The 12,846-nt window shown below is 64.7% G+C and carries 15 protein-coding genes; 7 read left to right on the plus strand and 8 right to left on the minus strand.

Features of this window, described 5'->3' with window-relative positions:
- The 3 genes from EOA32_RS23295 to EOA32_RS23305 form a co-directional block, all read left to right on the plus strand.
- Positions 1 to 622: HlyD family efflux transporter periplasmic adaptor subunit (locus EOA32_RS23295; RefSeq protein WP_128372985.1), on the plus strand; the 622-nt coding region annotated here is incomplete at its 5' end.
- Positions 619 to 1,539, plus strand: a complete 921-nt coding sequence (locus EOA32_RS23300; protein WP_095776790.1) for an ABC transporter ATP-binding protein — start codon at positions 619 to 621, stop codon at positions 1,537 to 1,539. The genes EOA32_RS23295 and EOA32_RS23300, both read left to right, overlap by 4 nt.
- 8 nt (positions 1,540 to 1,547) lie before the next feature.
- Positions 1,548 to 2,684: an ABC transporter permease gene (locus EOA32_RS23305; protein WP_095777075.1), complete on the plus strand. Its 1,137-nt coding sequence runs from the start codon at positions 1,548 to 1,550 to the stop codon at positions 2,682 to 2,684.
- Between the two features lie 15 nt (positions 2,685 to 2,699).
- On the opposite strand, the gene EOA32_RS23310 is transcribed toward EOA32_RS23305, so the two are convergent.
- Positions 2,700 to 3,680 (minus strand): threonine/serine dehydratase, encoded by a 981-nt coding sequence (locus tag EOA32_RS23310; RefSeq protein WP_128372986.1) that lies wholly within the window; start codon positions 3,678 to 3,680, stop codon positions 2,700 to 2,702.
- Positions 3,681 to 3,997: 317 nt separating this feature from the next.
- Complete coding sequence (locus EOA32_RS23315; protein ID WP_067003166.1) at positions 3,998 to 4,321, minus strand: hypothetical protein; 324 nt, start codon at positions 4,319 to 4,321, stop codon at positions 3,998 to 4,000.
- 176 nt (positions 4,322 to 4,497) lie between these two features.
- On the opposite strand from EOA32_RS23315, the gene mbfA reads away from it, so the two are divergent.
- Positions 4,498 to 5,481: an iron exporter MbfA gene (gene mbfA, locus EOA32_RS23320; protein WP_128372987.1), complete on the plus strand. Its 984-nt coding sequence runs from the start codon at positions 4,498 to 4,500 to the stop codon at positions 5,479 to 5,481.
- A gap of 70 nt (positions 5,482 to 5,551) precedes the next feature.
- Here the strand turns inward: mbfA and EOA32_RS23325 are convergent, their stop codons facing one another.
- The gene (locus EOA32_RS23325; protein ID WP_128372988.1) at positions 5,552 to 5,896 is read right to left on the minus strand and encodes an antibiotic biosynthesis monooxygenase; all 345 of its coding nucleotides are present in this window, start codon (positions 5,894 to 5,896) and stop codon (positions 5,552 to 5,554) included.
- Positions 5,893 to 6,261, minus strand: coding sequence for an NIPSNAP family protein (locus EOA32_RS23330; protein ID WP_067003171.1), 369 nt, complete (start codon positions 6,259 to 6,261; stop codon positions 5,893 to 5,895). Before EOA32_RS23330 ends, EOA32_RS23325 begins: the two co-directional genes overlap by 4 nt.
- A gap of 187 nt (positions 6,262 to 6,448) precedes the next feature.
- On the opposite strand from EOA32_RS23330, the gene EOA32_RS23335 reads away from it, so the two are divergent.
- Positions 6,449 to 7,123, plus strand: coding sequence for a winged helix-turn-helix domain-containing protein (locus tag EOA32_RS23335; protein WP_128372989.1), 675 nt, complete (start codon positions 6,449 to 6,451; stop codon positions 7,121 to 7,123).
- A gap of 24 nt (positions 7,124 to 7,147) precedes the next feature.
- Here the strand turns inward: EOA32_RS23335 and ligD are convergent, their stop codons facing one another.
- Positions 7,148 to 9,661 carry a DNA ligase D gene (gene ligD, locus EOA32_RS23340; RefSeq protein ID WP_128372990.1) on the minus strand — a complete coding sequence of 838 codons (2,514 nt, stop codon included), beginning with the start codon at positions 9,659 to 9,661 and terminating at the stop codon, positions 7,148 to 7,150.
- A gap of 154 nt (positions 9,662 to 9,815) precedes the next feature.
- Positions 9,816 to 10,322 (minus strand): ferritin-like domain-containing protein, encoded by a 507-nt coding sequence (locus tag EOA32_RS23345; RefSeq protein WP_067003177.1) that lies wholly within the window; start codon positions 10,320 to 10,322, stop codon positions 9,816 to 9,818.
- Between the two features lie 398 nt (positions 10,323 to 10,720).
- Here EOA32_RS23345 and EOA32_RS23350 point away from each other — a divergent pair, with 398 nt between their 5' ends.
- Together EOA32_RS23350 and EOA32_RS23355 are read left to right on the plus strand one after the other, a co-directional pair.
- The gene (locus tag EOA32_RS23350; protein WP_082980733.1) at positions 10,721 to 10,867 is read left to right on the plus strand and encodes a hypothetical protein; all 147 of its coding nucleotides are present in this window, start codon (positions 10,721 to 10,723) and stop codon (positions 10,865 to 10,867) included.
- 195 nt (positions 10,868 to 11,062) lie between these two features.
- Positions 11,063 to 11,515 (plus strand): DCC1-like thiol-disulfide oxidoreductase family protein, encoded by a 453-nt coding sequence (locus EOA32_RS23355; RefSeq protein WP_067003179.1) that lies wholly within the window; start codon positions 11,063 to 11,065, stop codon positions 11,513 to 11,515.
- A gap of 201 nt (positions 11,516 to 11,716) precedes the next feature.
- Here the strand turns inward: EOA32_RS23355 and EOA32_RS23360 are convergent, their stop codons facing one another.
- On the minus strand, positions 11,717 to 12,094 hold the full coding sequence (locus EOA32_RS23360) for a DUF1850 domain-containing protein (RefSeq protein WP_067003181.1): 378 nt from the start codon (positions 12,092 to 12,094) through the stop codon (positions 11,717 to 11,719).
- Positions 12,091 to 12,846, minus strand: a 756-nt coding sequence (locus EOA32_RS23365; RefSeq protein WP_128372991.1) for a TRAP transporter large permease subunit, incomplete at its 5' end; no start/stop codon positions are given. The genes EOA32_RS23360 and EOA32_RS23365, both read right to left, overlap by 4 nt.

Raw genomic sequence — 12,846 nt, forward strand, 5'->3', positions numbered from 1 at the left:
GGCTGCCGACGCCAAACGCAAATATGACCGCGCCAGCGATCTCTACAAGCGCGGCACCGGCACCCAGGCCGATTACGACACGGCCTCGGCTTCGCTGGAGACCGCCAACGCGCAGGTCGGCCAGGCGGAGGCGAACCTTGCCGTCGGCGGCCTGCCGGCGCGGGCCGAAACGATCAGAGCTGCCGAGAACCAGGTCAAGCAGGCGCAATCGGAATTGGGGCAGGCCGAGTGGCGCCTGTCCAAGCGCGTGCTGGCGGCGCCTTCGCCCGGCCGCATCGACGACGTGATCCGCAATCCCGGCGATACGGCCGGACCGACAGCGCCGGTGATCTCGATGCTGCCCGACGGCGCGGTAAAACTCAGCGTCTATGTGCCGGAGACGGCCTTCTCCTCGGTCAAGGTCGGCACGCTGCTCAGCGTCCGTTGCGACGGTTGCGGGCCGGATTTGAAGGCACGCGTCAGCTATGTGTCGCCCGATCCCGAGTTCACCCCGCCGGTGATCTATTCGCTCGAGAACCGGCAGAAGCTGGTCTATCTCGTCGAGGCGCGGCCGGAGGGCGATGCTCATCCCTTGCAGCCCGGCCAGATCGTCGATGTCGACCTGGCGGATATAGGCAGATGAACGTCATCGACGTCCGCGGGCTGGTCAAGCGCTTCGGCGACAAGACCGTCGTCGACCATGTCACGATGACGGTCGCCGAGGGCGAGATCGTCGGTTTCCTCGGGCCGAACGGCTCGGGCAAGACGACGACCATCCGCATCATGTGCGGGCTTTTGACGCCGGATGCGGGCGAAGGCACGGTGCTCGGCTTCGACATCCTTACCGACGCGCTCAAGATCAAGCGCGAAGTCGGCTACATGACGCAGAAATTCTCGTTCTACGAGGATCTGACGATCGGCGAGAATCTCGAATTCGTGGCGCGGCTCTACCAGCTGAAGCCGGTCGAGGAGTATGTCTCGCACACCCTGCAGGAACTCGGCCTGACGACGCGCCGCAACCAGCTCGCCGGCACGCTTTCCGGCGGCTGGAAGCAGCGGCTGGCACTCGCTGCCTGCATCATGCACAAGCCGAAGCTGCTGCTGCTCGACGAGCCGACGGCTGGCGTCGACCCGAAGGCGCGGCGCGAGTTCTGGGACGAGATCCACCGCCTGGCCAGCGGCGGGCTCACCGTGCTGGTCTCCACCCATTACATGGACGAGGCCGAGCGCTGCCACCGCATCAGCTACATCTCCTACGGCAAGATGCTGGCCACCGGCACAGTGGACGAGGTGGTGAGGAATGCCGGCCTGACCACCTTCGTGCTGCAGGGACCGCGCCTCGACCGCGTGGCCGAGGCGCTGCAGGGGCGTCCGGGCGTCGACCAGGTGGCGCCGTTCGGCGCCACGCTGCATGTCGTCGGCTCCGACAAGGCAGCCCTCGAAAAGGCGCTCGCCGATGTCGAGAAGAAGCACAAGGGCGTGACGGTGGCGCCGGGCGAGACCAGCCTGGAAGATGTCTTCATCCAGTTCATGTCCGGCTCGAAGGACAACATGGCATGAGAGATGGCGTGAGAGCGATCTTTTCATTCGCGAGACTCGGCGCGCTGCTGATCAAGGAATTCATCCAGATGCGGCGCGACCGCATCACCTTCGCCATGATGCTGGGCGTGCCGCTGATACAGCTGGTGCTGTTCGGCTATGCCATCAACAACGACCCGAAGAGCCTGCCGGCAGCACTCGTCGCGACCAGCAGCGATCCCTACACGCGGGCGATGGTCTCGGCGCTGCAGACCACCGGCTACTATCGCTTCGACCATGTGGCGCAAAGTGCGTCGCAAGCCGAGTTCCTGATGTCGCGCGGCGATGTCGCCTTCGTCGTCACCATCCCGGCCGATTTCGCGCGGCGGGTGGAGCGCGGCGACAATCCGCAGATCCTGATCGAGGCCGACGCCACCGATCCGGCGGTGGCGAGCGGCGCCATCTCGACGCTGAGCACCGTCGCCGGCCAGGCGCTGCTGAGAGCGCAAGGCATGCAGGAAGCGGCCAAGGAGGCAGCGCGCGGCCAGCTCGATGTCGTCGTGCACCGGCGCTACAATCCGGAAGGCATCTCGCAATACAATATCGTTCCCGGCCTGCTCGGCGTCATCCTGCAGATGACCATGGTGATGATGACCTCGATCGCGCTGACGCGCGAGACCGAGCGCGGCACGATGGAAAACCTTTTGGCCATGCCGTCCAGCCCGCTTGAGATCATGCTGGGCAAGGTGCTGCCTTACCTGGTGGTCGGCGCGGTGCAGGTGGTGGTGGTGCTGGCGGCGGCGAAGCTCCTGTTTTCCATTCCCTTCATGGGATCGCTGTCGCTCCTGCTCTCGGCGGTGCTGGTGTTCGTGCTGGCGCTGGTGCTGCTTGGCTACACGATTTCGACGATCGCGCGCACGCAGATGCAGGCGCTGCAGCTCACCTTCTTCTTCTTCCTGCCCTCGATCATGCTGTCGGGCTTCATGTTCCCCTATCGCGGCATGCCTGGCTGGGCGCAGATCCTTGGCGAGATCTTTCCGCTGACGCATTTCTTGCGCATCACCCGTGCCGTCATGCTGAAGAGCGCGGAACTGCCGGCTGTGGCGACCGAGATCGGCTGGCTGGTGGTGTTCGTGGCGTTGTTCGCCGGCGTTGCGCTGGTGCGGTTCCGGCGGACGCTGGATTGATCGGCGACTGATCGATCAGGCCGCCGCCGCCATGATTTCCGCGTAGGTGCCGAAATCGACATTGCCGCCGGAAAGCACCACCGCCACGCATTTGCCGGCGAGATCGATCTCGCCGGTCGCGAGCGCCGCGAGCGCGACGCAGCCGCCGGGCTCGACCACCAGCTTCAAGTACGCCATGGCGTCGCGCATGGCTTGCGCCGTGGCCTTGTCCGAGACGGCGATGGCGCCGGCGAGGTTTTTGCGGTTGATCTCGAAGGTGATGGCACCGGGCTCGGCGGTCAGGATCGCATCGCAAATCGAGGTGTGGCCGGGCTCATTCGAGACCCGCTCACCCTTGGCGAGCGAGCGGCGCGTGTCGTCGAAATGCTCCGGCTCGACCGCCCAGATTTGCGTCCGTGCCGAAGCGTCCTTCACAGCGACGGAAATGCCGCTCGACAGACCCCCGCCGCCGCAGGGCACGACAATTGCGTCCAGGCTGACGCCCAGCGCCTTCGCCTGGCGCACCAATTCCAGCCCGATCGTGCCCTGGCCGGCAATGATGGCCGGATCGTCGAAAGGCGGCACCAGCGCCATGCCCTTTTCGATGTAGGGACGAACGATCGTCAAGCGGTCGTCGTTGAAGCGGTCGAACGGCACCACCTCGGCGCCCATCTTGCGCACATTGCCGACCTTGAGCGCCGGGGCGTCCGCGGGCATGGCAATGACCGCCCTGACGCCGAACATGGCGGCCGAAGCGGCGACACCCTGCGCGTGATTGCCGGACGAAAAGGCGACGACGCCGCGGCTGCGCTCTTCTTCGCTTAAGCACGACAATTTGTTGTAGGCGCCGCGGATCTTGAAGGAACCGGTGCGCTGCAGCGTCTCCGGCTTGAACAGGATGCGGCCGCCATAGCGCTTGTTGAGCTCCGGCGATTCGATCAGCGGCGTTTCGACGATCAGCCCGGAAAGCCTGGCGGCAGCGGCGTGGATGTCGGAGATGCCGGGGAGGGCGGTCATGGTGGGCCTCGTGGGAGAATGATGCCCATATGCTGCACGGAAAACGCGGCGGCGCGCCAACGAAAAAATGTAATGGAGACAATATTGGCGATGATAGCGTCGACGGCCGTCACCTTCGTCAGTCTCAGGCGGAGCAAGGAGCGAGGCGACGCGGGAATCCATGTCGGCACCTTCGCGATGCGGGCAGCCGAAGCAGAACGGACACTCTTCGCAGGTACTTCCAGAGCGCGCTCTCGCTTCTGCATTCCGTAATAAGTGGTCGCGGCATGGATCCTCGGGTTAGGCCCGAGGATGACGAAGCGAAGGGCGGCCGCTGCTCACCCCAGCAGCGCGCGCGTCCGCTTCTTGCCGCCGAGCTTGCGCCAGCTGTTGAAACGATGCGTGGCGGCAGCAAAAGAGATCTTCATCTGCTGGGCGACCGTGTAGCGCGACTTGCCGTCGTCGAACATGCGGTAGCAGCATTCGACGCCTTCCTCGGTCAGCTTGCCGTCCAGCGTCTTGTTGTGCGGATTGGCGGGGTCGAATTTTTCGGCCTGCTGCTCGACCAGGCCTTTGAGCCGCTGCAGGTCGGCCTCGATGCTGGCGATGAGATCGAGAACCGGCTTTGGATCGAATGCGTGCGGGGGCTTCTTGTCCGTCATCCCGTGTTTCCTTCGTTTTTGGCTAATGCGTTCCATATAGGTGAACATTCGGCAATAATGAAGGGTGCGAGCGGAAAGCTGGATCGACGAATTCTGCCTGTCCCGCGGCGTTCGCGATTGACCCTCGGCAAACGATTCCCTAGTTTAGAATCGTTCTAAACTAGGGTGATTTTCTCATGCTTTCCCGTGTTTTCGGCTTTGGCCGCCGCTCCTTCGATTCGCTGTCGGAGCAGGAAATCCTGGCGCTGGCGATTTCGTCGGAGGAGGACGACGGACGCATCTACCGGGCCTATGCCGACGGGCTGGCACAAGAGTTTCCACAATCGGCCAAGGTGTTCGAGGCCATGGCGGAGGAGGAAGACGGCCACCGCGATTCCCTCATCGAGCTTCACCGCAAGCGCTTCGGCGAGCGCATCCCGTTGATCCGGCGCGAGCATGTGCGAGGCTACTACGAACGCAAGCCCGACTGGCTGGTGCGGCCGCTCGGCATCGAGCATGTGCGCCGTCAGGCCGAGGACATGGAGCGGCAGGCTTATCGCTTCTATGTCGAGGCGGCCAAGCGCACCACCGATGCGTCGACCCGGAAGCTGCTCGACGAATTGGCGGCGGCGGAACTCGGCCACGAGAACTCCGCGCATGAACTCGAACAGGAGCACGTCCCGGGCGAGGTGAAGGAGGAGGAAGCGACAACCGAGCAGCGCCAGTTCATCCTCACCTATGTGCAGCCGGGGCTGGCCGGGCTGATGGACGGGTCGGTGTCGACCCTGGCCCCGATCTTCGCCGCCGCCTTCGCCACCCATGCAACCTTCCAGACCTTCCTCGTCGGCCTCGCCGCCTCGATCGGCGCCGGCATCTCGATGGGCTTCACCGAGGTGGCTTCCGACGACGGCAAACTTTCGGGGCGCGGCTCGCCGATGAAGCGGGGGCTCACCGTCGGCATCATGACGACGCTGGGGGGACTCGGCCACGCGCTGCCCTATCTCATTCCCTATTTCTGGACGGCAACGATCGTTGCCGCGATCGTCGTGTTCTTCGAACTGTGGGCGATCGCCTTCATCCAGAACCGCTATATGCAGACGCCGTTCTGGCGCGCCGCCTTCCAGGTGGTGCTGGGCGGCGCGCTGGTGTTCGGAGCGGGTGTGCTGATCGGCAATGCGTGAGGGCCGACCCTCCTTCTCCCCTTGCGGGCCAATTACGCATCAGGCCCACAGGGGAAGGGAGAGCCGCGTTTCACCCATTCACTATGCGGCTGTCTTTGGGCGCTTCAGCCCTTTCATTTAGCCCGTAATCGCGCACCACATGGGCGATGCGCAGACGATAGCCGGCAAAGATGCCGCCACGGCCGGCCTTCTGCGCCTGCCGGTGCTCCTCGGTGTTGCGCCAGGCCTTGACGGCTTCCTCGTCGCGCCAGAAGGACAGCGAGAGCACGCGCCTCGGATCGGTCAGGCTCTGGAAGCGCTCGACCGAGATGAAGCCATCGATGCCGTCGAGCAGGGGCTTGAGCTCGGCGGCGATGCCAAGATAGGCGTCACGTTTTCCCTCCGCCGGCTCGACTTCGAAGATGACGGCGATCATGCCTCTATCCCTTCTTTGACCGTTACGTCGGTGCGAAAGACCTGCCTCGGGCCATGCGGTGCCGAGACCAGTTTCAGGAAGATCCGGTCTTCCTTGAGAATGAATTTCTCGCGCCGCGCGAACTCATAGTTTGCCTTGCCGGCCGGGTCGGCGGCAAGCCGCGCGCGATAGGCTTCGTAGGCCGCGAGGTTCTCGATGTTGTAGGCCGCGTAAGCCGTGGTGGCCGAACCCTCATGCGGCGCGAAATAGCCGATCAGCTCGGCGCCGCAGCGCGGAATGGCCTGACCCCAGGCGCGCGCATATTGCTCGAACGCGGCCTTGCCGAAAGGGTCGATCTCGTAGCGGATGAAGCAGGTGACGGTCATTTCGGTCTCCTCGTCGATTGGCTTACTGGGTCGGTGGGCTTGCTGGCGGCGACGGTTCGACCACGGTCGAAACATCGCTTCACCGGCTGTGCTAGACGTTCTGGTGTCAGCAGCGTTTGCCGAGCTCCTTGAGCTCGCCTGAGAATAGTGCTTCCCCTCACGGGAATGCTTCGATGAGGATCGAACTATGCGTGAAGGACCCGATATCGCCCGCATCGCCAGCCTGGTCGGCGACCCGGCCCGCGCCAACATGCTCAACGCGCTGATGGGCGGCACGGCGCTGACCGCGTCGGAGCTGGCGCTTGAAGCCGGCGTGTCGCTGCCCACCGCGTCCTCGCATCTGTCCAAGCTGATGGACGGCGGGTTGCTGACGCTGGCGAGCCAGGGCCGGCATCGCTACTACGGCCTTGCCGGCCCGCAGGTGGCGGGCATGCTCGAGGCGATCATCGGCGTCGCCGAGGCGGTCGGCCCGAAGCGGGTGCGGCCCGGCCCGCGCGACGCGGCCATGCGCGTGGCGCGGGTGTGCTACGACCATCTTGCCGGCGAGCAGGCGGTGGCGATGCTCGACCGTCTGGGCGACCGGAAGCTGCTGCTGCGCCAGGAGCACGAGATCAGGCTGTCGCCGTCAGCCATTTCGCATTTCGCCGCGCTCGGCATCGAGATCGACAGCAAAGCGAAGCGGCCGATCTGCCGCGCCTGCCTCGACTGGAGCGTGCGGCGATCGCATCTGGCCGGCGCGCTGGGCGCCGCCATCCTCGACAAGGTCATCGTCGAAAAATGGGCGCGGCGCGACAAGGACAGCCGCGCTGTGGTGTTCTCGCCGAAGGGCAAGCAGGAGTTCGAGAGGGTATTTCTCGCGTGACGGACTGGCCGGCTCGGCTGTTGGCTAAGCTCGCTTGAGCGGTTTGCCCAGCTTGAAGAAATCCGCCCACGGATCGGCCTTCTTCAGCTGCTTTAGCGTCGTGGCGTCGCCGAGCGGAAACGCATTGGGCGGCAGGCCCTTCTCGATCTCCGGCCAGGTCACCGGCATCGACACCGTCGCGCCCTTCTTGGCGCGCGAGGAATAGGGCGCGACCGTGGTCGCGCCGCGGCCGTTGCGCAGGTAGTCGACGAAGATCTTGCCGGTGCGCGCCTTCTTCGACAGCGTCGCCGTGTAGCGGTCGGGCGCGGCCTGCTCCAGGGCGCGGGCGAAATCATGGGCGAAGTCCTTCACCTCGTCCCATTCGGCGGAGGGCTTGAGCGGCACCAGCACGTGATAGCCCTTGCCGCCAGACGTCTTGACCAGCGTCGGCAGCGACAGGTCGTTCAGCTTGGCTCGGATGTCGAGGGCGGCGGCACGCACCGCCTCGACCCCGATGCCTTCGTCCGGATCGAGATCGAAGATGATCTGGTCCGGCTTTTCCAGTTCGTCGACAGTCGAGCCCCAGATATGAACCTCGACCACACCGTATTGGACAAGGGCTGCAAGCCCGTCGAAATCCCTGATGAACAAGATCTCCTCGCCGTCGGTCGGATCGTTCATCCTGGCGATCTTGTCGCTCATGCCCGGTGAGGCATGTTTTTGGAAGAAGCGCTGGCCATGGATGCCATCCGGCGCCCGCACAAGGCTGAGCGGCCGGTTGACGACGAATGGCTCAATTCGCGGCCAGACCAAGGCGTAGTGATCGAGGAGATCCTGCTTGGAGACCTTTTCGTCGGGCCACAGCAGCTTGTCGGGATGCGACAGCTTCACCGAGGTCTTCGCCGTTCCGGCCGAGGGTTTTGTCTCGGTCCTGCCGCTGCTCGCCTTTGCTCCGCTTTTTGTCTTGCCGTCGGCTTGCTTCGGCTTTTCCTGCACCACGTCCTCCGCCGGCTTGTCCTCGCGCAGCCCCTGGAACGAGGCGTGGCGGATTATATGGTCGGATGTCCAGCTGCGGAACTCCACTTCGCCGACAAGCTCGGGCTTGACCCAGACGAGGCCCTTGCCCTTCGGCACAGCGGCGGAAAAAGGCGACTTCGTCGTCTTGAGGCTGTCGAGCTTCTTCTTCAGGTCCGCAGCCACCTTGCCGGAAAAGCCGGTGCCGACGCGGCCGGCATAGTTGAGCCTGCCGCTTTCATGATAGCCGACCAGCAGCGAGCGCAGGCCGCGCCCGGTCTTGTCCGACGGAAAGTAACCGCCGATGACGAATTCCTGGCGCAGCGTGCATTTCGATTTGATCCAGGCGAGGCCACGGCCGCTGCGATAGGGCGCGTCGGCGCGTTTCGACACCACGCCTTCGAGACCCATGCGGCAGACATGCTGCAGCATGACGCTGCCGGGTTCCGCAAAATGATCGCTGAAGCGGACGGCGGATTGCTCCGACCGCTCGCCGAGCAGTTCGGCCAGCGCCTGCTTGCGCTCGACCAGCGGCTCGCGGCGAAGGTCCTCGCCATTGAGCCGCATCAGGTCGAAGACGTAGTAGATGAAGCGGTCGGTGCGGCCGGCCGAGAGATCCGCCTGCAGCATGGCGAAGGAGGACACGCCGCTGTCGGCCAACACGACGATCTCGCCGTCGATGATGGCGTCGCGGCATTTCAGTCCGGCAAGCTCGGCCACGACCGGACCTTCGAACTTCTTCGTCCAGTCAAGGCCGGTGCGGGTCAGCAGCCGGACATCGCTGCCGGCGATCTGCGCCTGCATGCGGTAGCCGTCGAACTTCACCTCATGCACCCATTCCTCGCCGGAAGGCGCATTCTTTTCGAGCGTCGCCAGCTGCGGCTCGACGAATTCGAGGCGTGGGGATTTTGCCTTGCCTGCAGCCGGCTTGTTGGAATGCCAGACCCTTGGTTTGGCGCCCTTGGCCGTCTTGCCTTCGCCGATCTCCTCGATGGTCAAGCCCGACTTTACCGATTGCGGCGCCTCTACAAGTATGTCTTCACCAGGGCGGGCGGCGGCGTCATTGGATTTGATCAGCAGCCAGTTGTCGCGCTTTTCGCGCGGGCGCGGCTTCAGCCTGACCAGATGCCAGCGACCGTTGAGCTTCTGGCCTTCGAGCTCGAAGTCGATATGGCCCTTCTTCATGCCCTTGGCCGGGTCGCCGTCGGGGATCCACCGGCCTTCGTCCCAGACGAGGACGGAACCGCCGCCATATTCGCCCTTCGGAATGGTGCCCTCGAAAGACGCATAGTCGATCGGGTGGTCCTCGACATGCACCGCCAGCCGCCTCTCGTGCGGGTCGAGACTCGGTCCGCGCGTGACCGCCCAGCTCCACAACACGCCATCATGCTCGAGCCGAAAGTCATAGTGGAGCCGCGTCGCGGCATGCTTCTGGACAACGAAGATGCCGCCGGCGTCGGTCTTCTTGCTGGGCGCGAGCTGGCCGGCCGGCTCCGAGGTTTTCCGGAAATCGCGCTTGGCGTGGTATTGCTCGAGGCCGGCCATGACATCGTGCTCCTATGCGGATCTGCGCCTGGACGTAGACGCCACGGCGACCTCCCTGGCAGGCGGGTGCCATCGCAACGGCCAAGGCTCCGCTTCGGTTCCGGGCAGGCGAAAGGCCGGCGGCTGTCCGCCGGCCTTTCGGGCTCACAATTAGTTATTCGGCAGCCTGCAGATTGACCTTGCTTTCCGCGATCTCGGTGAGCTTGCGGTCGGTCGCCTCTTCTTCCTTGAGGTTCTTGGCCAGCACATTGGCGCAGTCGCTGCGGCCGAGCTGCTTGGCCCAGGCGATCAGCGTGCCGTAGCGCGTTATCTCGTAATGCTCGACGGCCTGAGCCGAGGCGATCAGCGCGGCATCGAGGACCTCCTTGTCCTCCACGTCGCCGCTCACGTCGTCAGCCTCCTCGAGGATGCCGTCGATGGCGGGGCAGTTGACGGTCTTGGCCTTGACGCCATGCAGCTCGAATACCTGCTCGACCCGTTCGATGTGGCCCTTGGTCTGCGCGAGATGCTTCTCGAAACCGGCTTTCAATTGCGAATCCGTCGCCTTGTCGATCATCTTCGGCAGCGATTTCTCGATCTGTTTTTCGGCATAATAGATGTCGCGCAGCGTGTGGACGAAGAGGTCGTCCAGCGTCTTGATGTCTTTCGAAAAGAAACCCATGGCGGTTGCCTTCCATGTCTGGTGTTGTCCGGAAGTTGCGCGGCCGGTCCGCCGCCAACGCGGCCGGGTTTCGGCCCCGGCCTTGATCGATCAACGTCACCGCGCAGGGCAGGTTCCTGCCGGCGGACGACGCCGCACGGAAATTTCAAGCCACCTTCGATGCGTGAAACAGAAGCGCGCCCAAGCGACATAGAGACGAAACATATGTGATGCAAAAGTCACACGAGCCGGAAACGCGACAAAAGGCTTCGAAAGACCGCGAATCAGCCGCATTCCAGCCACGATGCAACGCGTTTCGGACCAGAAATTAACATCGCGTTCACCGACTATTCACGCCTCGAGGCTATGATCCTCGCAATTCGGAAGGGACATCCGAAAACGGGACAGGGACAGGAAAAATGAACTTCTGGAATCACATCGCCGGCTATGCCGCCGCCATCCGCGAATTCGTCGCGCCGACCTATCGGCCCGAGCGCTATTACATGCGCGGCCCGGGCCCGGCCTGCGCGCGCCGCGGCAACTCGCTCGGCATCGGCACGCACTGACCACGATGCTCGACAGCCGCCACAACAGCCGGATCTGCAAGCCGGTCGCCGACACCCGCGCCACGACCTATCGTGACGAGCGCCCCGCCGTCATCGACGGCAGGCGTGCGACAACGCCGCGACTTTGACGCCGCCGCCGGCCGGCTTAGTGTCCCCCTAGCCTAGTGCCTAGGGGCACAAGCAGCCGGGGCCGACATGACCGACCTGTCCGAACAGAAACGTCCCCTTCTCCCAGGCCAAGCTTACGATGCCCGCCAGCCGCTGCTCGTGTTCGACGGCGTCTGTGTGTTCTGCTCGGGCTTCGTCCAGATCGTCCTCAAGATCGACCGGAACAAACGCTTCCGCTTCGCCACCGCGCAATCGCCGCTCGGCGAGGCGCTGTTTCGTGAGCACGGCCTGCCGACCGAGGATTACGACAGCAACCTCGCCATCATCGACGGCGCCGCCTTCACGAAGCTCGACAGTTTCGTCGCCGTCATGGCGGCGCTCGGCTGGCCGTGGCGCGCCGCGAGATTGCTGCTCGTCCTGCCGCGGCCGCTGCGCGACTGGCTGTACGACCGCATCGCCAAGAACCGCTATGCGCTGTTCGGCCGCAAACACAGCTGCGAGATCCCCTCCGCCGAGCTGCGGCAGCGGCTGATCAGTTGAGATCGGAGGGTCGGATGAAGCTTCTGATTGTCCGCGGTTACGGCACCTTCGGCGGACGCATCGTGCAGTTGCTGGAGAGCGAGCCGCGTCTGACCTTGCTCGTCGCCGGCCGCTCGCTCGCCGAGGCGGAGGCCTATTGCAAAGGACGAGGCGGTACCAAGGCCAGGCTCGCGCCGGTGATTTTCGATCGCGACGCGGATTTTATCGCGGCTGGCTCGAACCGGCGCAGGCTTCGAGCGCGACCGTATCCCCGGCCGTCCCGCCAAGCTCGCGACAGCCCTTGGCCGTGCACAAGGTCCAGCCTCCCCCGGTTGCGCCGGAGGCCGCGAGCACCAGCCGCGGCTGTGGCCCGATCCGTGGCGCATAGACCCACCATCCGTCCCGCAGCACCGAGCCTTCCGGCGGCTCCATGCCGGCGCCGGAGCCCTTGACGCGCGCTTCGACGACGCGCAGACCTGCCGGCGTCACCTTCCAGTGCTCTTGCCAGCGCGTCCGTTCCACCGAATGTGTCCAGGACAAGGTAAAGGCGGCAACGGCAAGCGTCACCGACTTGCCGGCTGCGAGGATGCACAGGCTCATGCAGGGCCGGCCGCGGATGCCTGGCGCGCGCGCCAGCGGTGCCAGCCGATCCAGAGCAGCGCCAGCGCCCAGCCGCTTTCGTCGGTGAGCGGCAGCGCCGCCACCAGCAGCACGCCGGCGGCGAAGGCGACCAGGCGCTCCCACCAGGCCATGCGGCGGGCGAGGAAGCCGACGGCGGCGGCGCCCCAGAGCACGATGCCCATGCAGGCTTTGGCGACGATGTAGGCGACCTCGACCGGATAGCCGAACGAAGCCGCGATCGGGCCTGCATCCTGCAGCATCAGCGCCGGCGTGTAGACGGCCATGAACGGCACGACGAAACCGGCGATGGCGAGCTTCGTCGCCTGGATGCCGATCTTCAGCCCGCTTTCCTTGGCCATAGGCGCCGCGGCGAAAGCGGCGAGCGCCACCGGTGGGGTGAGATCAGCCATGATGCCGAAATAGAAGACGAACATGTGGCTGACGATGAGCGGCACGCCGAGCGACAGCAGCGCCGGGCCGGCGAGCGAGGAGGTGATGATGTAGTTGGGGATGGTGGGGATGCCCATGCCGAGCACCAGGCAGGTGAGCATGGTGAGCAGCAGCGACAGGAACAGATTGTTCTCGCCGATGGAGATGATCCAACCGATGAAGGTCGAAGCGATGCCGGTCAGCGTCAGCGTGCCGATGACGATGCCGACGATGGCGCAGGCGATGCCGACAGGCAGCGCGTTCTTCGCCCCTTCGGCAAGCGAGTCGACGCAGATGCGCAG

It is taken from the genome of Mesorhizobium sp. M1A.F.Ca.ET.072.01.1.1 (genome assembly GCF_004023325.1).
In the GTDB taxonomy this organism is placed as follows: Bacteria; Pseudomonadota; Alphaproteobacteria; order Rhizobiales; family Rhizobiaceae; genus Mesorhizobium.